This is a genomic window from Arthrobacter sp. AIWTK1 (assembly GCF_056680535.1).
Genome location: NZ_CM155287.1, coordinates 389,240 through 410,962, shown reverse-complemented (window position 1 = coordinate 410,962; position 21,723 = coordinate 389,240). Strand labels below are relative to the sequence as shown.

Here is a 21,723-nt window from a genome sequence, read left to right as displayed (position 1 = left end):
GCGCTTAACCACGAAAGAAGATTCCAATGGCCAAGAACTTCACCAAGGCGGAAACTGGCTCCATGGACGCCGCCGAAACCCCTGAGAGCAGCACCGCCAAGGCACGTACCGCTCCCGCACCGGATGATTCCCGCAAACCGGACAGTCCCGCCGATGTCAGCAAGCCCTCGTGGAAGTACATCGCGAAGAAGACCTTCCGGGAATTCTCCAAGGACCAGTGCCCTGACCTCGCCGCCGCCCTGACCTACTATTCGGTCCTCTCAATCTTCCCGGCGTTGTTGGCACTGGTGTCCCTGCTCGGTATTTTCGGCGACGCCCAGAAAACTACGTCAGCACTGCTCGACATCGTCCAGGGCATAGCCCCGGGCGAGACCGTCAACACACTCCGCCCTGTGGTTGAAGACCTGGCCGGCTCCTCGGCTGCCGGCTTCACCCTGGTCCTTGGGCTCCTCACCGCGCTCTGGTCCGCGTCCGGCTACGTGGGCGCCTTCGGCCGGGCCATGAACCGGGTGTACGAGGTCGATGAGGGCCGGCCCTTCCTCAAGCTCCGGGGCACCATGCTCGGCGTCACCCTGGTGAATCTGCTGATCGTCGTCGTGCTGGCCGCGATGCTGGTGCTCAGCGGGCCCGTGGCAGAGTCCGTCGGGAACGTCATCGGCCTGGGCGACGCGTTCCTGGCCGTCTGGAACATCGCCAAATGGCCGGTGATGCTGGTACTGGTCATTGCGGCGATTGCCGTGCTCTTCTACGCCACCCCCAACGTCAAGCAGCCGAAATTCCGCTGGATGAGCATGGGATCCGGCATCGCCCTGGTGGTCTTCCTGCTGGCTTCCCTGGCGTTCGGCTTCTACGTGGCGAATTTCAACAGCTACAACAAGACCTACGGCGCTATCGGCGGCGTGATCATCGCGCTGCTCTGGCTGTGGATCCTGAACATGTCCCTGCTGTTCGGCGCCGAGTTCGACGCCGAGATGGAGCGGGGCCGCCAGCTCCAGGCCGGCATCGAGGCTGAGGAAACCATCCAGCTGCCGCCCCGGGACACCAAGCAAAGCGACAAGCTGCAGGTCCGGGAAGAAGAGGATATCCGGCGGGGACGCGACCTGCGCGAACGTCACGACCGCGAGCGCCGGGAGCGCGGACAGGACCAAAGGCCCTAGCACAAACGGCATGCCCGGTCTCTACTGGGTGGACATTGCGCCCGGGTGGACATTGCGCCGCCCCCGTCCACGAGGGGAGGTTCCATGCCGGATCCAGCCGGGAACCCGCACGGACCGGTCCTGGTGGGCTATGACGGCTCCGAACCGTCGCAGCTGGCCCTCCGCTGGGCCGCCGGGCACGCCGCCGCCACGAACCGGAAATTGAAGGTCATCCACGCGTGGGTGTGGCCCGTCTTCACCAAGAATCTGGGTCCGGTCAAAGGCGTTGAAGGGAGCGGGCTCAGGCATGCCGCCGAAGCCACCCTCCAGGAGGGCCTGGACCTGGCCGGCTCGGTTGCGGCCGGGCTGGGGGTCACTCTCGACATTGACGGCGTCATCGAACCCGGACTTCCCGCCCAGGTTCTCCGCGCCGCGGCGCACGACGCGGGTATCCTCGCCGTGGGCCACCGCGGTATGGGCCGCTTCCTGGGCCAACTGGTGGGGTCCGCCTGCCTCGATCTGGCCGTCCACTCACCGTGCCCGCTCATGGTGGTCCGCTACCCGGGACGTCCCGGCCAGCCGATAGCGGCCGGAGTAGACGAGAAACCCCGGCACGCAAAGGTTGTGGCGGAGGCGGCCCGGATGGCGGCCGCATTGAACGTCCCGCTGCAGCTGATCCACGTAGCCGGGGACCAGGCCCAGGCCCCGCACGGGCGTCACGCGCCGCTCCGCGGCAAGGAGCTGCTGGACCAGGCCGTGGAACGGGCCAGGGGCCTGGCCCCCGACGTTCCCGTGGAGGGCATCCTGCTGGAGAGCCACCCCGTGGCAAAGGAACTCTTGGCCGCCGCGGCGCAGGCGGACGTCCTGGTCCTGGGCGCGCATCACCGGGAGGGCCATCCGGGCAGCACTGTTTCCTCGGCGTTGGAGCGTGCTCTGTGCAACGTGGTGATCACGCGGTGAGAGCCGCGGCGGAATATCAGAACAGGAAGTGTGCCGTGCGTGCGTGGTGGGTTGGCAAGCCGGGTCCCGTGGCAGGGCATCCCTTGGTGTTCGGCGAACGACCCGATCCACGCCCCGGGCCGGGCGAGGTCCTGCTTTCCGTGCGGGTATGCGGCGTGTGCCGCACCGACCTCCACCTGGCCGAAGGCGACCTGCCGCCCCGCCGGACCGGCATCATTCCCGGCCATGAGGTTGTGGGCGAAGTGGTGGAGCTCGGCGAAGGAGCCGCGAGGTTCCGGATCGGGGAACGGGTGGGTGTGGCCTGGCTGGGCGGCACCTGCGGGCACTGCCGTTTCTGCCTCCGTTCCCAGGAGAACCTGTGCCTGTCCCCCACTTTCACAGGCTGGGACCGGGACGGCGGTTACGCCGACCTCGTGACGGTCAACGAGGGCTATGCCTACCGGATACCGGAGGTCTTCCCGGACGAGCAGGCGGCGCCCCTGCTGTGCGCGGGCATCATCGGCTACCGGGCCCTGGCGCGCGCCGCGGTTCCGGAAGGTGGACGCCTCGGCATCTACGGTTTTGGGGGCTCCGCGCATCTGGCTGCCCAGGTGGCCATGCACCGCGGCGCCAGCGTGTACGTGATGACCCGCTCGGAAGAGGCGCGGAGCCTCGCCTTGGAGCTCGGGGCGGCATTCGCCGGGGACGCCGACGACGAACCGCCCGTCCCGCTGGATTCGGCCATCCTTTTTGCACCGGTGGGCTGGCTGGTGCCGCAGGCGCTGCGGGCCCTGGACCGCGGAGGCACGCTGGCGGTGGCCGGCATCCACCTGAGCGACATCCCGCCGCTGCACTACGGATCGGAGCTGTTCCAGGAACGCCAGCTTCGCAGCGTCACCGCAAATACCAGGGCCGACGGCGAGGAATTCCTTCGCGTCGCAGCGGAAATTCCGCTTCGCCCCACCACCGTCCCCTACCGGATGGAGGACGCCGCGCGGGCGCTGCAGGACCTCGCCGCGGACCGCATTACCGGAGCGGCGGTCCTCCATATGGGTTAGTGGCCGAGCCGGAATTCGTGGTCCTGCCCGGCGTGCAGCAGCACGTGCTGGGTGCCCAGCCGGACCATCACCGGGGAAGCATCTCCGGGGGCCGCGGAAACCAGCAGGCAGTCCTTGTCCAGGTGCACGGCGAGCAGCTGGTCCCGGTAGCGCACATTGAACGTGACCTTGCCGAGTTCGGCGGGAAGGCGGGGCGAGAAATCCAGGGCGTCCCTGGTAATCCGCAGGCCCGCGAAGCTGCGCTGGACCACGTCGATGGAGCCGGCCATGGCGCCCAGGTGGATGCCCGCGCGGGTGGTGCCGCCCTGGGTGTCGTCCAGGTCCGCATCGAGGGCTTCGCGGAAGGTGTCCCATGCCCGTTCCGGATCAAGCTGCGCCAGCACGGAGGCATGCGCCACCCTGCTCAACGTGGACCCGTGCGCCGTCCGGGAAAGGTAGAAGTCGACGGTCCTGGCGATCTGCTCCGCCGTCACGGTGTACCCGAGCCGATCCAGGAAGGTAGTGAGCTGGTCTTCACCGAGGACGTAGAGCAGCATCAGCACGTCCGCCTGTTTGGCCAGCCGGTAGTGGTTGGTGCTGCTGCCTTCGGCTTCGAGGATGAGGTCCAGCCGCTGGACGTTCCGGTAGGTGCGGCGGTAGTGCTCCCAGTCCAGCTCCGGGAGATCCTCGTACCCGGCGAACTGGCTGATGATGCCGTCGGCGTGGAAAGGAACAAACACCCTGCGCCCCAGGCGCGCCCAGCCGTCGATTTCGGCTTCCGTGACCTGCAGCCTTTCCCGGAAATCGTCCATGTCGAAACCCCGCACCGAACTCATGATCCACACCGCCTGGTCACACACCCAGGCCGCCATGACATTCGTATAGGCGTTGTCGTCCAGGCCGCCGCCGGGGTTGTCCGGGTAGCCGGTGTGGTACTCGTCCGGACCCACCACCCCCCGGATGTGGAACCTGTCTTCTGCGGGATCGTACTCCGCCATCGACGCGAAGAGCCGGGCAACTTCCACGATGATCTCCGCGCCGTGGTGGGTCAGCCAGGCGCGGTCCTGGGTCGCTTCGAAATACTGCCAGGCGTTGTAGGCGACCGTCAGCCCCGAGTGGCGCTGCAGGTGGGAGTAGTCCGGCACCCAGCGGCCGGAACGGGAGTTGAACAGGCGCCTGGGTGTCTCCTCCCGGCCGTCGCTTCCGCTCTGCCACGGGATCATGGCGCCTGCGAACCCGGCTGCCCTCGCGGCATCCCGTGCTGTTCCCAGCCGCCGCCACCGATAGTCAAGGAGCGCCCGCGTCACGGCAGGAAGCCGGGACGTCAGGAGGGGCAGGACGAACAGTTCGTCCCAGAAGATATGGCCCCGGTAGCCCTCGCCGTGCAGGCCGCGGGCGGGGACACCGGCGTCCAGCTCCGCCGTGTGCGCCGAAATGGTCTGGAGCAGGTGGAAGACATGCAGGTTCAGGATCAGCTGCGACTCGGTGGAGTCGTCCACCTCGATGACGAAGGGCGTGAGCAGCCCCCTCCACGCCGCCTCGTGGCTGGCCAGCAGCACATCGAAGCCTCCCCGGGAACGGTTGAGGACATCCAGGGCGGCGGTCCGGGGCGAGGAAATGGCGTGGTCGCGGGAGGTGGCCACTGCCACGGTCTTGGTGACAATGGCAGGTTGGCCGTCCCGAAGCTCCGCGTCGAAGCGGTGTACGAACATTCCGCCAAGCTCTTCGGGCCTGGCGGCATGCAGGCTGGCGGGGACCTCCGTCCTGATGGCCACCGCAACACCCACCCTGCTCTGGGTGGTCCGGACCAGAACGACCTGGGTGGCTGCCCCTGGCCCGTCATCTGCCCCGGAGACCGCCACACCTGTCAGGTGCCGGTTGGACAGAAGCGCTTCCACCGCCACGTTTGAGTTGGTGATGTCCGTGTCGCAGCCGCTGCGGATGCCCACCTGTCCGTCCCACCCGACGGCTGTCAATGTCATCTCAAGCGCCGCGAGGTGCGGCTCCGCCATGGAGACCATCCGGCGCTGGACCACCTCAAGCTGCCGGCCGGCGTCGTCCTCCAGCACAGCTTCCCGCGTCAGCAGGGCGCGCTTCAGGTCCAGGGTGCGCCGCTCGCTGCGGAGCCGCAGTCCCCCCTCGGACCACCATTTGCCGGCCTGCACGCAGACGTCCAGGGGGAGCCAGTCCGGCATATTGACCATATGCTCGTCCTCGGTTTCCTGCCCTTCGATCACGCTGGTGAGCCGGTTGTAGACGCCGGCCAGGTAGGTTCCCGGATAGTGCACATCGTCCTTGCGGTGTTCAGGGGCCGCCCCCCGCGTAGCCATGTAGCCGTTACCCAGGGTGGTCAGGGCCTCCCGGTGGCCCTCGTGGGCGGGGTCGAATCCCTCATAAACCAGCTGCCAGGGGTCTGCGATCACCAGGCCGAGGTCCAGTTCACTGACGTCTTCAAGCACGACGTCGGCGCCAGCGGCTTCCAGCTCAGCCCGGTGCCCTGCCCGGTCGATCCCCACCACCAGGCCGAACCCGCCGCGGCGGCCGGCCGCCACGCCGGCCACGGCATCCTCGATGACCACCGCCCGTTCCGGCGCCACCCCGAGCTCCCTGATGGCGTGGAGGAACAGCGCGGGATCGGGTTTGCCTGCCAGTCCCAGCTGCGCTGCGGTGTTTCCGTCGACTACGACGTCGAAGCCGTCTTCGAGGCCGGCGGATGCCAGCACGGCGCGGGCGTTCCGGCTGGCAGTCGCGAGCGCCACCGGGACCTTCCCGGCCTTGAGGCGTTCGAGCAGGGCTTGTGTGCCAGGGAAAACGGGTACGGGCCTGAGGCTCAGCAGTTTTTCGAAAATCCCGTTCTTGCGTGCCCCAAGACCGGCCGCAGTCCATTCCGCCGGACCGTCCGCCGGCCCGCCCGCAGGGAGTGTCACCCCGCGCGAGTCCAGGAAGGCCGCCACTCCGTCCTCCCTGGTGCGGCCGTCCACGTAGCTCAGGTAGTCCGCGTCCGTGAAGGGATCGCGCCGGGCGTCCTGCGGGATCCTGGAATCCTGGAGGACGTCGTCGAACAGTTCCTTCCACGCGGCGGCATGCAACTCCGCGGTGTCCGTGACCACACCGTCAAGGTCGAACACCACGGCGTCAACCGGGGCCAGCGCGGCGGCAGCGGTCGGCGACTCAGTCATGGCTCAGTCCTACCAGCGTTGGGCCGGCCTGCCCAGAGACATTGGACCCGTCTTGCTGCCCGCCATCCGGATCCCGGTCCCGCTGGCTATCCGGCCGGCTAGCCGGCTGGCTATCCTGCAAGCAGGCTGTCCAGCGTGACGAAGCCGTAGCCGGCCTGGCGCATCCTCCCGATCATCTGCGGCAGGGCGTCGGCGTCCAGGGTGGTGCCGTCGTCCGGGTTGGACCCGATGTGCATCAGGACGATTTCGCCAGGCTGCAGGGCGGACAACGCACGGTCCGCCACCAACTGTGCAGTGACGCCTCCGCTGGTTCCTTTCCAGCCGAGCGTGTCCACGGACCAGCGCACCGGCACATAGCCCAGGTTGTTCACGGCGGCAATGGTACGCGCGTCGCGGGCGCCGAACGGGAACCTGAACAACGGGCGGGGGTCCGCTCCGGCGGCCATCACCGCCTGCTCCGCCGCGCGGACCTGGTCCCCGATCCCGGCGTCCGTCAGGCCGGTGAAGTCCGGATGGGTCTGGGAGTGGTTTCCCACCCGGTGGCCTCCCGCCACGATGGCGGCCACTCCGGCCGGATTGGCCGCGGCCCAAGATCCGGTCAGGAAGAACGTCCCTTGCACTCCGGCGCCCGCCAGTGTCTGCAGGATCGAAGGGAGGCCCGCCGAGTTGGCGCCGGCGTCGAACGTCAAGGCAACAACCGGACCCGCACCGGGAACCAGCTCCACGTCCTTCCCGGCCAGGCCAAGGGGAAACGGTGCAGCCGGCGGAGGGGGTTGCGGAACGGGCAGCGTTTCCGGCGGCGGTGTGGGGCCGGGCGCAACCGGAGCCGGGGATGTCGCTTCGCCCGGGGTTTCGGAGGCCTCGGGAGGCTGGTTTTCCGACGGCGTCGGGGTGACCGACGGCGTCGGGGTGACCGGCGTCGACGGCGGCGAAGTGGAGGACCGGCTTTCCGGCGGAGGGCCGGTTTGCGGGTTCGATCCGCGCGGCGCTCCGGCCAGGATCACAGCGAGGACAACCGCGGCGACCGCAGCGGCCGCCACGAGGATCGCCGCCAGCAGGCGGCGGCGGTTGCGCGGCTGATGGCGCGGTTCGAGGGGCGGTTCACCGACCATGTTCAACCATGACAGCCGGGGCAGGGCCGCGCCTAGGGCTGAAGGGCCCGGCAGCCACGGCCCCGCGACATCGCGACACCGCGGGGAGCCTTTTCCCTGTCTGCACTGGCGCCGTCATGGCCCGGCCCAGCGGACGCTCCATTTGGGTACACATTGGCATGAATACACCCAAGGATGTACTTTGAGGGCATGGAAACGCTCACCCAGGCTCGCGTCCTGGCCAGGTTCGGCTATGCGGTCTCGGACCCGACCCGCGCCCGGATCCTGCTGGCACTCTCGGACGCCCCGTCCTACCCCTCGGACCTGGCAGACTCCCTCGGGGTTTCCCGGCAGAGCATGTCCAACCACCTGACCTGCCTTCGTGGCTGCGGCCTGGTGGCTGCTGTTCCTGACGGTCGGCGAAGCCGGTATGAACTCGCGGACGCCCGGCTTGGCCACGCAATCAAGGACCTGCTCGGCGTAGTCCTGGCGGTTGATCCGGCCTGCTGCGCCCCGGACGGGGAGTGCCTCGCATGACGGCCCCGCTGAACGCACCCAGCCCGGAACGCCGAGCCGTGTTGAGCCTCAGGATCCGGCTGTTCGCCGCCGCGACCATCACCTACAACCTCATTGAAGCCGTTGTGGCGCTCTGGGCCGGCGGAGAGGCTGATTCCTCGGCGCTCATAGGTTTCGGACTGGACTCCGTCATTGAGGTGAGCTCCGCCCTGGCGTTGTCGTGGCAGTTTTCCGCCAAGGACCCGGAACGGCGTGAGCACCTGACCCTGCGGATCATCGCCGTTTCGTTCTTCGCCCTCGCCGCGTTCGTGACCGTGGATGCAGTGCGGGCCCTGACTGGCGGGGAAGAGGCACAGCACTCGACGCCGGGCATCGTGATCGCCGCGCTGAGCCTGGCAATCATGCCCCTGCTTTCCTGGGCGCAGCGCCGCGCCGGCCGCGAACTCGGTTCCCGGACGGCCGTGGCCGACTCCAAACAGACACTGCTGTGCACCTACCTTTCGGCCGTCCTGCTGGTCGGGCTGGTCCTGAACAGCGCGCTGGGCTGGTGGTGGGCCGATGCCGGGGCCGCCTTGGTCATCGCCGGCATCGCGGTCCGGGAGGGCATCAATGCCTGGCGCGGCGAATCGTGCTGCGCCGTCCCGGGCACCGGCGCCGCCCATGCCGAAAGCGACGACGCCTGCTGTGCCGGGTGCGCGTCGGACAACATGTCCACACCCGTCGTCGTGGCGCTCGGGACGAAGCCGGCTGATCGGCGGCCCGAGGCTTAGCCGCCGAACGCTCGCACCCAACGCCACCCAACGCCACCCAACGCCACCCTGGGAAGCATCACACCGCGGCGCATCAAGGACCTATTCCCCTAGCTCCGGAGTCCGGGTTCAATGGAGTGTTACGTAAAGGTGCGCCCCGGCCGGGGATGCCATGGCGTGCGTGCTATCCAGACAAAGGCGGAGATCTACCTGTGAAACTTGTGCTCCGGTATCCGCTCGTGGCGGGCACGGTGCTGGCGTTGCTTGCCGTCGTCGTCCTGCTGGCATCCGGCCAGCCCCTGATCGCCCGGTTCGCGGCGAGCGGCTATGCCCTCGCGGTGGCTGCGTACCTGTCTGTCGGAATGATTCAGCGGTTGCGCAGCGGGCACTGGGGCATCGACATCCTGGCAGTGACGGCAATTGTCAGCACGGTGCTGGTGGGCGAGTTCATTGCGTCCATGATCATCGTGCTCATGATGGCCGGCGGCACCGCCCTGGAGGACTACGCGGCGGGCAGGGCGAAGGGGGAACTCAGTGCCCTGTTGGCGCGTGTTCCGCAGACAGCCCACCGGGAGCGGAACGTCGCCCCCGGAAACGGCACCAGCCCCAACGGCAACGGGGAAAACGGCGCCCACGAGGACGTTGCGGCCACGGACGTCGTCGTGGGCGACATCCTGCTGGTCAAGCCCGGCGAGGTGGTGCCGCTGGATGGCGTGCTGCTTTCCGACGCCGGCACGTTCGACGAGTCGTCCCTCACCGGCGAAAGCCTTCCGGTGGAACGCACCGCCGGCGAGGGGATCATGAGCGGTTCGGTCAACGGCGAGGCCGCCATCCGGATGCGGGTCACGGCCGTCATGGAGGATTCCCAGTACAGCCGGATCGTCGCCCTGGTGAAGGAGGCCTCGGAAAGCCGCGCACCCATGGTGCGCCTGGCCGACCGCTACGCCATTCCCTTCACAGCGTTCGCCTATGTGCTCGGCGCCATCGCCTGGATCGCCAGCGGAAGCCCCGCCCGGTTCGCGGAGGTGCTGGTGGTGGCCACTCCCTGCCCGCTGCTCATCGCGGCGCCGGTGGCGTTCCTGGGCGGCATGAGCCAGGCGGCCAAGTCCGGCATCATCGTCAAATACGCGGGGGTCCTCGAGCAGCTCGGCAAGGTGCGCACCGCCGCCTTCGACAAGACCGGAACACTCACCTACGGCCGGCCCTCGCTGGTGGCCATCGTGACGGCCGACTCCATGGGCCAGGACGAACTGCTCCGCTTAGCGGGCTCCGCGGAACAGTATTCCTCCCACGTCCTGGCCGCGTCCGTGATGGAGGCCGCCACCTCGCGCGACCTCCGGTTCGAGACCGCCAGCGAGGCGCTGGAACATGCCACGCACGGGGTCCGCGCCGTCTTCGACGGGCGGGAAGTAGTGGTGGGCAAGCCCGCCTTCGTGGCCGAATTTGCGCCCGGAGTGGCGGAGACGGAGCTGGAAAGCGGCCAGCTGGCCATCTACGTGGGCGTCGGCGGAGTGTACGTCGGGGCCCTGGTCATGAGCGATCCGCTGCGTGCCGAGGCCCGCAGGACCCTGGCTGAGCTCTCCGCGCTGGGGGTCACCGAGACTGTGATGCTGACCGGCGACGCCCTGGCCACCGCCCAGCACATCGCCGCCGAAGTGGGGCTCACCGACGTCCGCGCCGAGTGCCTTCCGCCGGACAAAGTGGAAGCTGTGAGGTCGCTGCCGCACCGTCCCGTCATGATGGTGGGCGACGGCGTCAACGACGCCCCCGTCCTGGCGGTGGCCGACGTCGGAATCGCCATGGGCGCGCGCGGTTCCACCGCGGCGGGCGAGTCTGCCGACGTCGTGATTATCCTTGACGACCTGTCCAAGGCGGCGCATGCCGTGCGGATCGGGCAGCGGACCGTGCGGGTGGCGATGCAGAGCATCTGGATCGGCATCGTGCTGAGCGTGGGGCTTATGGTGGCAGCGGCGGCGGGCTACGTGCCGGCCATCGCCGGCGCCCTGTCCCAGGAATTGGTGGACCTGGCCACCATCCTCAATGCGCTGCGGGCACTGAGGCTTGGCCGGCACACGGCACCGCCCAAGCCTCAGGGGGAAGCCTCCACGTCCGCGATCACCCGCACCGTCTTGAGGTAGCTGTCCGGGTTGAGGGAGATGGAGTCGATGCCTTCGCCCACCAGGAAGGCCGCGAAGTCGGGGTGGTTGCTGGGCCCCTGGCCGCAGATTCCAATCTTGATTCCGGCGGCGTGAGCCTTGCGGATGGCTTCGCTGATCATGGCAGTGACGGCCTCGTCGCGTTCGTCGAAAAGACCGGCCAACTGCTCCGAATCCCGGTCCACGCCCAGGATCAGCTGCGTGAGGTCGTTGGATCCGATGGAGAAACCGTCAAACTTCGGCGCGAACTTCTCGGCCAGCACCACGTTGGAGGGGATCTCGCACATCATGTACACCTGCAGGCCGTTTTCGCCGCGCACCAGGCCGTTCTGAGCCATGACGGCCAGCACCCGGTCCGCTTCGTCCGGCGTGCGGCAGAACGGGATCATCACAATGACATTGCTGAAGCCGATGGTTTCCCGCACCCGTTTGAGCGCGGCGCACTCCAGCGCGAAGCCTTCCCGGTAGCGCTCATCGTAGTAGCGGGATGCGCCTCGGAAGCCCAGCATGGGGTTCTCTTCAGGCTGTTCGAAAGCGCTGCCGCCGATGAGGTGCGCGTACTCGTTGGTCTTGAAGTCGCTGAGCCTGACGATGACCGGATGCGGATGGTACGGTGCCGCGATCTTGGCGATACCCAACGCCAGGGCCTCCACGAAGTACTCCCGGGGGTCCGCGTAGCCGCTGGTCAGCTCCTTGATCTGCCGGGCCTCGTCCGCGTCCGTGACCCGCTCCGGATGAACCAGGGCCATCGGGTGGACCCGGATCAGGTTGCTGATGATGAACTCCATCCGGGCCAGGCCAACCCCCGCCGCGGGCAGCCGCCACCACTGGAACGCGGCCCCCGGGCTGGCGATGTTCACCATCATGGCGGTGCGGGTGGCGGGAAGGGCGCCCAGGTCCACGTCCTCGGTGTCGAACGGGACCGTGCCCTCGTACACCCGGCCCAGGTCCCCTTCAGCGCAGCTCAGCGTCACGGCCTGGCCTTCGCCCAGGACGCTGGTGCCGTTCCCGGTTCCGACGACGGCGGGAACGCCCAGTTCCCGGCTCACGATGGCCGCGTGGCTGGTTGTCCCGCCGTGGTCGGTGACGATCCCCGAGGCCCGCTTCATCACGGGGACCCAGTCCGGGTCCGTCATCTCGGTGACGAGGATGGCGCCGTCGCGGAAGGTTTCGATGTCCCGGGCGCTCCGGATGACGCACGCCGTGCCCTGCGCGATCGAATCCCCGATCGCTGCCCCGGACGCCAGGACGGTGCCCGTTCCGCGGAGGTGGTGGATGGTGAAGCGTGTCCCGCTCTTGAGCGCCTGCACGGTTTCGGGCCGCGCCTGCACCATGAACAGCTCACCGGTTTCCCCGTCGCGGGCCCACTCCATGTCCATGGGGCGGCCGTAGTGCTCCTCCACCGTCACGGCCCAGCGCGCCAGGTCCAGGATTTCGGCGTCGCCCAGCACGAACGAGCCCCGCTCTTCCGCGGACGTTTCCACCATCCGGGTACGCGCGTGGCCGCCCCGGCTGTAGACCATCTTGCGGGCCTTGGAGCCTAGGGTTTTCTCGATGATCGGCGCCAGGCCCTGGTCCGCCAGGAGCGGCTTGAACACCACATATTTATCCGGGTTGATGGTGCCCTGGACCACGGTTTCGCCGAGGCCCCAGGCCGCACTGATCACGGCCGCGCGGGGGAAGCCCGAATCGGTGTCGATGGAAAACATCACACCGGACGCGCCGACGTCGGACCTCACCATCCGCTGCACCCCGATGGAAAGCGCCACGTCCAAGTGGTCGAATCCCTTGACCTCCCGGTAGCTGATGGCGCGGTCCGTGAACAGCGATGCGTAGCAGCGCCGGCAGGCGTCCAGCAGTTCGCGTTCACCGGAAATGTTCAGGAACGTCTCCTGCTGCCCGGCGAAGCTGGCGTCAGGAAGGTCCTCGGCGGTGGCGCTGCTGCGGACGGCAACGGACAGCCGGTCCAGCCCCGCCCTTTCAGCAAGGGTGCGGTAGTGGCTGCGGATGGACTCGGCAATGTCCTCCGGGAATTCGCTGTCCAGGAACAGCTCCCGGATGGCCTCGCCCGTGGACCGCAGCGAGATCTCGCCGGCCCGGTACTCCGCGATCCGGGCGCGCATGGCGGCGTCGATTCCGTTGGCTTCGATGAACGTGCGGTAGGCGGCGGCCGTGGTGGCGAAGCCGTCAGGCACCCGCACTCCGCGGGACTTCAGCGAGCGGGTCAGCTCTCCCAGCGACGCGTTCTTGCCGCCCACCTGGGGCACATCCTCCATCCCGATTTCATCGAACCACACCACATGGCCTTCAGTCATGGCTGCTCCCGCCGGTTGCTCTCCATGGATTGATCCTCGTTTGCGTGGCCCCCGCTGGTCAGAGGCTTTGGACCTCACCTGCCGGTCCTGCGGTGCCGGGCTACCTTGTACAGCCAGTCCGCCACGATCACGGCGGGAATGGCGGCGAGCGCCACGGCCAGGCCCCCGGGCGACGGCGGGGCGTGGCCCAGCAGGGTGGCGAGCGGTCCGAGGAACAGGAACACCGCCAGCAGCCCCAGCTCGGCCAGCACGGCCCAGAGCAGCAGGCGGTTACTGAACCAGCCCAGCCGCCACGGCGGCACGGAAGCGCTGCGGCAGGCGAAGGCGTTGGCAAGCTGGGCCAGGACCACGGTGGTGAACGCCGCGCCGGAGGCGGCCATCAGGACGTCCGACGCCGGAAGTTCAGCCCCGGGGGTCCAGCCCGCACCGAGGAGCACGGCGGTGTACGCGGTCATTTCGAATACCGCCTCGACCGGTCCCAGCAGCCCGAACACCCGGAACATCAGGGCGCGGTCCATCAGGTGCCTTCGCTCCGGCGGCCGCTTCAGGGTGCCCTTGCCGGGGGCTTCGCTGCCCAGGGCCAGCGCCGGCAGCAGGTCGGTGCCGATGTCCAGGGCAAGGATCTGCAGCACGCTCAGCGCCAGCGGGAACCGGCCGCCCGAGAGTGCCCAGATCACAAAGGGGGTGAGTTCGGCGACGTTGTCCGTCAGGTGGTAGGTCAGGAACCGGCGGATGTTCGCGTAGGTGGCCCGGCCCTGCTCCACTGCGGCGATGATGGTGGCGAAGTCGTCATCCAGGAGCACCAGGTCCGCCGCCTCGCGGGCCACGTCCGTGCCGCTCAGTCCCATGGCCACGCCGATGTCGGCCTGCTGGAGGGCCGGTCCGTCGTTGACGCCGTCGCCGGTCATCGCCACTACGTGGCCCTTGCGCTGGAGCAGGCGGGCAACGCGGAGTTTCTGCTCAGGGGTGACCCTGCTGACCACCACGCCGTCGCGGTCCAGCAGGGCGGTGAGGACGGCGTCGTCCTCCGGCAGCGTGTGTCCCTCCAGCACCAGCTCGGGTGACCCGATCAGCCCGGTTTCACGGGCTATGGCGGCCGCCGTGAAGGCGTGGTCGCCGGTGACCATGGCCACCTTGATCCCCGCCTCGCGGGCGGCCTCGAGCGCCAGCCGGACCTCGGCCCGGGGCGGGTCATGCAGGCCGATCAGCCCCAGCAGCGTCAGCCCGCGCTCCACCTCTTCCAGTTTGAAGCTGGCGCCGGGCAGCCCGGGCAGGCTCCGCTCGGCCACGGCCAGCACCCGCAGGCCGTGGGAGGCCATCTGGTCGACCATCTGCAGTGCACGGTCCGCGGCGTCTCCGCCACACAGCGGAATCACGGACTCCGGTGCACCCTTGACGAAGAGCGTGGTGCCCACGATCGCCGACTCCCTTAGCCGGCGGGGATCGAAGGCAAAGCGGTGCGTCACCACGGGATCATCGGTTTGTCCCGGACCCGCCAGCCGGGTGGCGAGCGCATCAATGGCAGCCTCCATCGGGTCACCCTCGGCGATCCACTGCCCCTCACGGAGCACCGCGCGGCCCGCGGAAGCGGCCAGCGCCGCGGTGCTGAGGTGCCGGGCCTCCCCGGCGCCCTTGCCGGTGACCTCGGCCTGCGGCCCGTAGCCGGCACCGATGACGCTGAGCAGCCCTGCCGGGGTCCAGACCTCGACGGCGTTCATCCGGTTCTGGGTGAGCGTGCCGGTCTTGTCCGTGCAGATGAAAGTGGTGGAGCCGAGGGTTTCCACCGCTTCCAGGTTCCGGACCAGCGCGCTCCGCTGCGCCATCCGCTGCGCCCCGACAGCCAGGGACAGTGTCACGGTGGGCAGCAGGCCTTCGGGCACGAGCGCCACGGCCACCCCGATTGCGAAGAGGAACGCGTCCCGCCAGGAAATGCCCACCAGCAGCGAGAGCACAAAGAACAGCACACCGATCCCCAGCGCCACGGCCGCCACCACCCGGACAATCCGTTGCAGTTCCCGCGCGAGCGGGCTGGGGGGCGCCTGGACCTTCCCCGACAGGGCCGCTATCTCGGCGAGGCGGGTGGCGCCGCCGGTGCCGGTGACGGTCCCCTCCGCCTCGCCGTTGACCAGGAAAGTCCCGCCGAGCACGGCGTCGCCCACGTCTTTGGCCACGGCTTCGCTTTCACCGGTGAGCATCGACTCGTCCACCGAACAGCCGGCGGCAAGTACCAGCCGGAGATCCGCCGGGACCCTGTCCCCGGCAACCAGCACCACCACGTCATCGGGTACCACCTCGGTGGTGTGGATCTTGGTAACGCGGTTGTCGCGGCGTACTGAAACCATGGCCGGCAGCAGCTCGCGCAGCTTGGAGGCCGCCCGTTGGGCACGTTCCTGCTGGATATACGCGAACAGTCCGTTGACCAGGATCACCACGACGATTGCCACGGCCAGCTGCGGCATGCCGGCCACGTAGGCGAGCCCGGCCGCAACCCATAGCATGATGGCGAAGAAGTGCGTCAGTTCGGCCAGGAGTTTTCGCCAGCGCGGGACCGTGTGCCCCTCCGGAAGCCGGTTCGGTCCGATCTGTCGCAGCCGGAGGGCGGCCTCCTCGGAGCTGAGGCCGGCGGCCTGCGGCAACGCGCCGGCGCGGGGAATCACGGCTCCAGCCCGCTGTTCACGGGCAGCGCCGGACACACGGGACTACGGCCCTGCGGAGGAACCCCATGGATCGAGCATGGGGTCTAGGAGTTCAGCCTCCTAGGGTCGAAAGTCACCACTGCCCCCGTCCAACGCAGGCAGGTCCAGCGCCAGCACCCGGAGGTACGCCCCGAACCCCTGCGGGGCGCGGGCGTGCGTACGGCCCGACGTAATCACCCGGTTGGTGTCGGTGGCCCGCACTGAGTAGGCCTGCTTGCGCAGGTTCTCCACCAGGACCCGGTCCTCGTGGACGCGCATGCGGGGGAAGCCGCCGGCCGCCAGGTAGGCGGAGGCCCGGACGCCGAAGTTGGCGCCGTAGATGTGCGGGTGGTCCTCCCGGAACGGGTGCCGCTCCAGCCACCGGCGCAGGATCGCCGGGTCCGTTCCGGCAGGGTCCGGCTCCACCGAGCCCAGGACGGCGTCGGCCCCGGCATCGGCCATTTCAACCTGGCGCACCAGCCAGTTCCGCGGAACGGCGGAGTCGGCGTCGGTATTCGCCAGCCAGGTGCTGCCGGCCCCTGGCGCGGTGGTGATGCCGGCGGCCAGGACGCCGGCAGCGCGGCTTTCGCCGGTGCTTCCCAGCCGGACCTGGATGGCCGTGAACCGCGGGTCCGCCGCAGCATAGCCGGCGGCGATGTCCGCGGAGCGGTCGGTGCACGTGTCGAGCACCACCGTGATGGCCGTCTCCACCGCCGGACGTTCCCGTTGCAGCGTGTCGGCGGCGGCACGGAGCGCCGCCAGCGCCCGGTCCAGGTGCTGGTCTTCGTTGTGGGCGGGCATCACCACCACCACCCGGTCGATGCCCTCCCCGGACCTGACCTCCCCCGCAAGACTGTCACCGGCCCGTTCGGTCATCTCACTGGTCATCTCGCACCACTGGCCATCTCAGGGCTCTTCCGAACCGCTGGCGGAAGGCGGCTCCGGGACGGCTCCGGCCTGGGCTCCGTCCGGGGACACCAGGACTTCCAGGACGAAGTCCTTGTCCCGGTACAGTCCCGTAGTTGGCCAGCGGAGCTGCTGCCGGGCCACGGCATGGACGGTGTCGCCGTCCAGTTCCCATCCGGACACCGGGTGGCGCCAATGGCACAGGAGCAGCGTCCCGCCGGGGTTCAGCGAGCCTTTGACCCGCGCGAAGAGTTCCGCCAGCTCCTCCATGCTCAGGTAGTAGCCGGTCTCGGACACCACCACCAGGTCGAAGCGGCCTTCCGGCCAGTGCTGCGGAACGGTGAGGTGGAGGGTCCGGGCGGACGGATGGCCGGAGAGGCGCTCCGCTGCCCGGGCAAGGGCGGCGCTGCTGGCGTCAACCGCAAGGAATTCGTTGCAGCGGGCCGCCAGTTCCACGCTGAGGGTGCCGATGGAACAGCCTATTTCCACCCCGGAGCCGTAGGCAGCTTCCGGCAGGATGGCCAGGGTGAGCGCGCGCTTCCGCCGTTCATACCAGCTGGTGGTGTAGCTCCAGGGGTCGGCGTTGCCGCTGTGCACGGCGTCGAAGATCTGCTCGGCGTCGCCGGCACTGTTGGTTCCGCCGGCGGGCCGGTGCCAGGCGAACGTTTCCCACGGCCGGGAGAAGTGATCGAGGAAGCTCCCGGCAAGGAGCGCCTCGTCGCCGGGCTGGTCGGAAAGAGGTTGTGTCTGCGAGGCGTGGGCCAGGAGGGCCGCAGCCTTGGCCCGCTGCTCGTCCGGAGTGAGCGGCACCCGGACCCAGGACTGCCAGGCGTCGTCCGCCGGTGAGGCCCACAGCCAGTACCAGACGGGGTACTCCAGCAGCCCGTGGCCGCCCTGCGCCGCCACGTCGGCAGCCACGGCGCCCAGGACGTCGTGGTCCGTGTGGCCATCGGAGCGATACGGCGCCACGATCACTACCTGGTTAGCCGGACGGCCGGACGTTCCGATCGTTTCCCGAACGGCGGCAGCGATGCGGTCCCGGTCGGCGTCGAGGTGGCCGTCCCGGAAGTGCAGGAACTGCCGGGACGCTCCGGGTGCCAGCCCGGACACAGCCGCCCGGAACTCGCTGAGCCGGACGGCGGCCAGCTGGTCCGGCGTCGTGGTCGGAGAGTCCGGGTGCGATGCCTCCCCGGCCGTGCACAGCAGCACCTCGACGGCCGCGCCGGCGGCGTGCAGCCGGGCCAGGAATCCTCCGGCCCCCAGCGTCTCGTCATCCGGATGAGCCGCCAGCACAATGAAGGTCAGGGCCGCGAGTTCGGCCGGATCCAGGGGAAGTTCCGGAAGGACGGACAGGCCACTGGCCTCCCATTCGGACTCGGCAGTGCCGGTATCCGCGTGCGAGAAGGTCACCATGAGCGGTCCCCTTTCAAGGTCAGGGCACCAAGCTGGGCGTCGTCGCGCATGGCGTGGTGCTGCCGGATGTACAGCGACAGGTCAGCCATGCGCTTTCCGTAAGCTTCGTTGAAGGCCAGGGGGCCCGGGCCCAGGTTCTGTGCCACCACCGTCTGGACGCGTTCGACAGCGGCGGCAACGGTGCCGCGGACACGCAGCGCCTCGCTCCACGCGCCGGAGCCGGACAGTTCGCCGGCGTCGATCCGTTCGGCGGTCCGGGCCAGGTAGCCGGCCAGCGAGGTGAGGATCCGGTCCGTTTCGCCGAGGTGGGCCAGCGCGATCTGGTCCGGCTCACGCCCCTTGTCCGCGGCGGCAGCCAGCGCGGAGCTGAAATCGCGCGCCACGGCAACGGCTCCGCCGAACCAGCAGGCCGCCACGCCCATGCCTCCCCAGGCGAAGCCCGGGCGCTGGAAGTACCAGCCCGGCCCGCCTACCGGTACGGCGGTGACGCCCTCGAAGTGCACGGTGCCGCTGGGGATTTCGCGCAGGCCGCGGCTGGTCCACTCAGGGGTCTCGCAGGAAACCCCGGGCGCGTGCAGGTCGACGGCAAAGGCGGCCCGGGCGCCCGACGGCGTTCCGGAGTCTGTGCCTGCCGCCGTTTCGCCGGCTGCAAGGTGGGCGGTCAGCACAGCGCCGTCCAGCCGGGCCGCGAGCGAGCACCAGGGCTTGGATCCGTTGAGGACGTATTTCCCGGTGCCGTCCGCCGTGGCCTCGAGCCGCAGCCCCGGTCCCTCCGCGGCAAACACACCCCATGCCCCCTCGGTTGTCCCCTCCGGGGCCGGGTCTGTCGAACCGGCTTGCGCGAGGATGGCGACGGCGTCGAGGTGCGGTTCAAGCACCCGGCCGGCTGCCACGTCCACGGCGGTCACGGACGCCAGCAGTTCCCACAGCTGCGCGGTGCTGCCCTCGGCCGGCCGCGGCGCTGTCCGTCCGACGTCACGCGCAAGGCCCAGCAGTGCCGGCACGTCTCCCGCCGCGAGGCGCACCGACTCGAGCAGCGGTCCCATCGCTTCAAGCTGCTCATGCGTTGAACTGATCCGCACCGCCTGCGGTCGTGGCTGACGCGTGCTTCCGCTCGTCAACGCCTGGTCCGAACCATGCCTGCCGTGCGCCATTCCGCCTGCCGCTGCATTCAGTCTTCGTCCGGCACGGTGACGGAGGCGGCCGCCGACATGGTCTCGGCGTTGACCATCCAGGCCAGCTGCTCCAGGCGCGAGATGCCGGCGTGCAGCAGGTCGGCGCTGGTGGGGTCTTCCTCGTCCACCTCGTCATGGACGTCACGCATGGTCTTCACAGTGCGCTCCAGCCGGGCGGTGATGAGTTTGACGGCGTCCTTGGTGGACGTGAGACCTGCGGGGAACTGTTCCAGCCGGGTGTCGGCGGACACGGTTGTGCTCCTGCCGTCGGGCAGCGCGTGCAGGGCGCGCATACGTTCGGCCATTTCGTCCGCGAACAGCCGGACGCTGGCGACGATTTCGTCGAGCTGCAGGTGGAGGTCCCGGAAGTTGGTTCCCACGATGTTCCAGTGCGCCTGCTTGCCCTGGACGTGGAGTTCGATCAGGTCCGTGAGGACCATCTGCAGATTGCTGGCGAGAGTCGGTGAAGCCTTCATTTCTTCCTCCGGTGCAGGCGGTGGTGGACGGGGTCGTCCGGCATGAGCCTATTCTAAGCATACTTAGCATCTCGGCGGCGTCCGGCCCGTGGTGGTCGGCAGGACCCCGCCCTCGCTCTTCAGCGCACCACGGCCAGCGCGAAACCGTCCCAGCCTTTCGAGCCCACGGTCTGCATGACCGTCCCGTCCAGCCGCGGGTCCTCCCCCATCATTTCCAGGGCACTGATGATTCCCGGCGCGTTGACGTCGTCCATGGACGGATCGAGCAGCGCGCCCTCCCACACCACGTTGTCCATCACGATCACGGTGCCCGGCCGGCCCAGCCTGATGGCCCAGTCCAGGTAGCGGGGGTTGTTTTCCTTGTCCGCGTCGATAAAAACAAAATCGAAGGGTCCGCGGCCGTCATCCTGCAGCCCGGGAAGGGTGTCCAGTGCGGCCCCCACCCGGATATCAACCTTGCTCCCCACCCCCGCGGCGTCCACGTTGCCGCGGGCCACGCGGGCATGTTTGGGCAGGTATTCGCACGTGACGAGCTCGCCGTCGTCGGGCAGCCCCTGGGCCATCCAGATGGTGCTGAAGCCGGCCAGCGTACCGATCTCCAGGACGCGCTTGGCGCCGGAAAGCTGCACCAGCAGCTTGAGCAGCTTGCCTGCGTTCGGCGCCACCTCGATGGGCGGCATTCCGGCGTCGGCGGCGGACGTCACGGCCCGCATGAGCGGGCCGCCGGGGCGGACCACGACCTGCGTCAGGAACTCCTCTACGGCCACCCAGCCGGGCTCGGGCTTGTGCTCAACCATGGGGTCAGTCTGGCAGTTGCCGCTGCCCCACGGGAAGTGGAAGGGGGAAGTGGAAAGCGGAAGCGGAAATCAGCCGGCGTCGGCGATGGCGGATTCCAGCCGTTCCACTTTGGCGGTGAGCTCACCGGAGTAGCCGGGGCGGATGTCCGCCTTGATGACCAGCGACACGCGGCTGCCGAAGCGCCCCACGGCCTCGGTGGCTTTCTTGACCACGGCGAACACCTCATCCCACTCACCTTCGATGGTGGTGAACATGGAGTCCGTATGGTTGGGCAGGCCGGAGTCCCGGACGATCTTGACGGCGGCAGCGACGGCGTCGTGCACCGAAGCGTCCGCGGAAGCCGCACCCGCGCCGGAATCAGCGGCGGAATCGCCCGCGAGGCGGGCCGGCTGGCCGGAGGGGGCAACAGAGAATGCGAGCAACATGGACCCAGTCTGCCACAGCCGCAAACGTCATATAGGAGTACATTCGCCGCTACCAATCAGTAACCCCGGCGCTCAGCGCCAGCGTTGCTAACCTTGAAAAATGAACCTCGCAGTGGAACGCAAGCCCCTTCGTGCGGATGCTGCGCGCAATGTGGACAAGATCATCACCGCAGCCCGGAAATGCTTCCGTGAGTACGGCCCGGACGTGCCGCTCCAGACCATCGCCGTGACCGCCGGCGTCGGACCCGCCACCCTGTTCCGGAACTTCGCCGACAAGGAGCAGCTGGTCCTGGCCGCACTGAACCGCCAGCTCCGCCTGATGGTTGACCCCGTGATTGACGACGCCCTGGCCGGCCCTGATGCCGCCGCCGGGCTGTTCCGGGTGATCGATGCGCTGATGGCAGCCGCCAGCGAGGATGCCAACCTGCTCGGCGCCGTGGCGGGACGCCGCGGGCTGCTGACCGGAATCACCGGTGGCCTCTTCGAGTCGGTGGCTGTCCTGCTGGGCCGCGGCCAGGCCCAGGGAACCCTGCGCACCGACATCTCGATGACGGACGTGATCCGCCTGCTGGCCATGCTGATCGGCGTCGTGGACACCATGGAACCCGGGTCCGACGCGTGGCGGCGCCCCGTGGCGCTGGTGGAGGATGCCATCCGTACCGAGCGCCCCCGCCGGCCGCTGCCACCGCAGTCGCCGCTGCCGGGCACGGCTTTCGATTCAGTCGTCCTGGCCTGAT

At 68.9% G+C, this 21,723-nt stretch carries 17 protein-coding genes; 7 read left to right on the top strand and 10 right to left on the bottom strand.

Features of this window, described 5'->3' with window-relative positions:
- Window positions 1-26 precede the first annotated feature (26 nt).
- The 3 genes from AC1MDG_RS01965 (at window position 27) to AC1MDG_RS01955 (ending at window position 3,133) form a co-directional block, all read left to right on the top strand.
- A complete protein-coding gene (locus AC1MDG_RS01965) occupies window positions 27-1,157 on the top strand; it encodes a YihY/virulence factor BrkB family protein (RefSeq protein WP_479807178.1) in 1,131 nt (376 codons plus the stop codon).
- A gap of 84 nt (window positions 1,158-1,241) precedes the next feature.
- The gene (locus AC1MDG_RS01960; protein ID WP_479807176.1) at window positions 1,242-2,096 is read left to right on the top strand and encodes a universal stress protein; all 855 of its coding nucleotides are present in this window, start codon (window positions 1,242-1,244) and stop codon (window positions 2,094-2,096) included.
- Between the two features lie 68 nt (window positions 2,097-2,164).
- Entirely contained in the window at window positions 2,165-3,133 is a 969-nt protein-coding gene (locus AC1MDG_RS01955) for a zinc-dependent alcohol dehydrogenase family protein (protein WP_479807175.1), read from the top strand.
- Here AC1MDG_RS01955 and AC1MDG_RS01950 read toward each other — a convergent pair.
- Both AC1MDG_RS01950 and AC1MDG_RS01945 read right to left on the bottom strand, forming a co-directional pair.
- Entirely contained in the window at window positions 3,130-6,291 is a 3,162-nt protein-coding gene (locus tag AC1MDG_RS01950; protein ID WP_479807173.1) for a beta-phosphoglucomutase family hydrolase, read from the bottom strand. The genes AC1MDG_RS01955 and AC1MDG_RS01950 overlap by 4 nt on opposite strands.
- Before the next feature lie 110 nt (window positions 6,292-6,401).
- Window positions 6,402-7,403 carry a polysaccharide deacetylase family protein gene (locus tag AC1MDG_RS01945; RefSeq protein WP_479807172.1) on the bottom strand — a complete coding sequence of 334 codons (1,002 nt, stop codon included), beginning with the start codon at window positions 7,401-7,403 and terminating at the stop codon, window positions 6,402-6,404.
- A 189-nt stretch (window positions 7,404-7,592) separates the two neighbouring features.
- Between AC1MDG_RS01945 and AC1MDG_RS01940 the strand changes: the two genes are divergently transcribed.
- From AC1MDG_RS01940 to AC1MDG_RS01930, 3 genes are all read left to right on the top strand, one after another.
- Window positions 7,593-7,919 carry an ArsR/SmtB family transcription factor gene (locus tag AC1MDG_RS01940; RefSeq protein WP_479807170.1) on the top strand — a complete coding sequence of 109 codons (327 nt, stop codon included), beginning with the start codon at window positions 7,593-7,595 and terminating at the stop codon, window positions 7,917-7,919.
- Entirely contained in the window at window positions 7,916-8,668 is a 753-nt protein-coding gene (locus AC1MDG_RS01935; protein ID WP_479807169.1) for a cation diffusion facilitator family transporter, read from the top strand. The genes AC1MDG_RS01940 and AC1MDG_RS01935 overlap by 4 nt, the downstream gene beginning before the upstream one ends.
- A gap of 146 nt (window positions 8,669-8,814) precedes the next feature.
- Window positions 8,815-10,785 (top strand): heavy metal translocating P-type ATPase, encoded by a 1,971-nt coding sequence (locus AC1MDG_RS01930; protein WP_479807167.1) that lies wholly within the window; start codon window positions 8,815-8,817, stop codon window positions 10,783-10,785.
- On the opposite strand, the gene ppsA is transcribed toward AC1MDG_RS01930, so the two are convergent.
- The 8 genes from ppsA to AC1MDG_RS01890 form a co-directional block, all read right to left on the bottom strand.
- Window positions 10,737-13,118 carry a phosphoenolpyruvate synthase gene (ppsA, locus tag AC1MDG_RS01925; RefSeq protein ID WP_479807166.1) on the bottom strand — a complete coding sequence of 794 codons (2,382 nt, stop codon included), beginning with the start codon at window positions 13,116-13,118 and terminating at the stop codon, window positions 10,737-10,739. The two genes, AC1MDG_RS01930 and ppsA, sit on opposite strands and share 49 nt — an antisense overlap.
- 74 nt (window positions 13,119-13,192) lie before the next feature.
- On the bottom strand, window positions 13,193-15,775 hold the full coding sequence (locus AC1MDG_RS01920; RefSeq protein ID WP_479807164.1) for a cation-translocating P-type ATPase: 2,583 nt from the start codon (window positions 15,773-15,775) through the stop codon (window positions 13,193-13,195).
- A 99-nt stretch (window positions 15,776-15,874) separates the two neighbouring features.
- A complete protein-coding gene (locus AC1MDG_RS01915; RefSeq protein ID WP_479807162.1) occupies window positions 15,875-16,681 on the bottom strand; it encodes a glycosyltransferase family 2 protein in 807 nt (268 codons plus the stop codon).
- Between the two features lie 18 nt (window positions 16,682-16,699).
- Window positions 16,700-18,112 (bottom strand): PIG-L family deacetylase, encoded by a 1,413-nt coding sequence (locus AC1MDG_RS01910; protein WP_479807161.1) that lies wholly within the window; start codon window positions 18,110-18,112, stop codon window positions 16,700-16,702.
- Window positions 18,106-19,158: an acyl-CoA dehydrogenase family protein gene (locus AC1MDG_RS01905; protein WP_479807159.1), complete on the bottom strand. Its 1,053-nt coding sequence runs from the start codon at window positions 19,156-19,158 to the stop codon at window positions 18,106-18,108. The genes AC1MDG_RS01910 and AC1MDG_RS01905 overlap by 7 nt, the downstream gene beginning before the upstream one ends.
- Window positions 19,159-19,283: 125 nt before the next feature.
- On the bottom strand, window positions 19,284-19,763 hold the full coding sequence (locus tag AC1MDG_RS01900; RefSeq protein WP_043477325.1) for a Dps family protein: 480 nt from the start codon (window positions 19,761-19,763) through the stop codon (window positions 19,284-19,286).
- 119 nt (window positions 19,764-19,882) lie between these two features.
- Window positions 19,883-20,560, bottom strand: coding sequence for an O-methyltransferase (locus tag AC1MDG_RS01895; protein ID WP_479807156.1), 678 nt, complete (start codon window positions 20,558-20,560; stop codon window positions 19,883-19,885).
- Between the two features lie 69 nt (window positions 20,561-20,629).
- The gene (locus AC1MDG_RS01890) at window positions 20,630-20,986 is read right to left on the bottom strand and encodes a thiamine-binding protein (protein WP_043477319.1); all 357 of its coding nucleotides are present in this window, start codon (window positions 20,984-20,986) and stop codon (window positions 20,630-20,632) included.
- Between the two features lie 100 nt (window positions 20,987-21,086).
- Here AC1MDG_RS01890 and AC1MDG_RS01885 point away from each other — a divergent pair, with 100 nt between their 5' ends.
- The gene (locus tag AC1MDG_RS01885; protein WP_479807154.1) at window positions 21,087-21,722 is read left to right on the top strand and encodes a TetR/AcrR family transcriptional regulator; all 636 of its coding nucleotides are present in this window, start codon (window positions 21,087-21,089) and stop codon (window positions 21,720-21,722) included.
- Window position 21,723 lies beyond the last annotated feature (1 nt).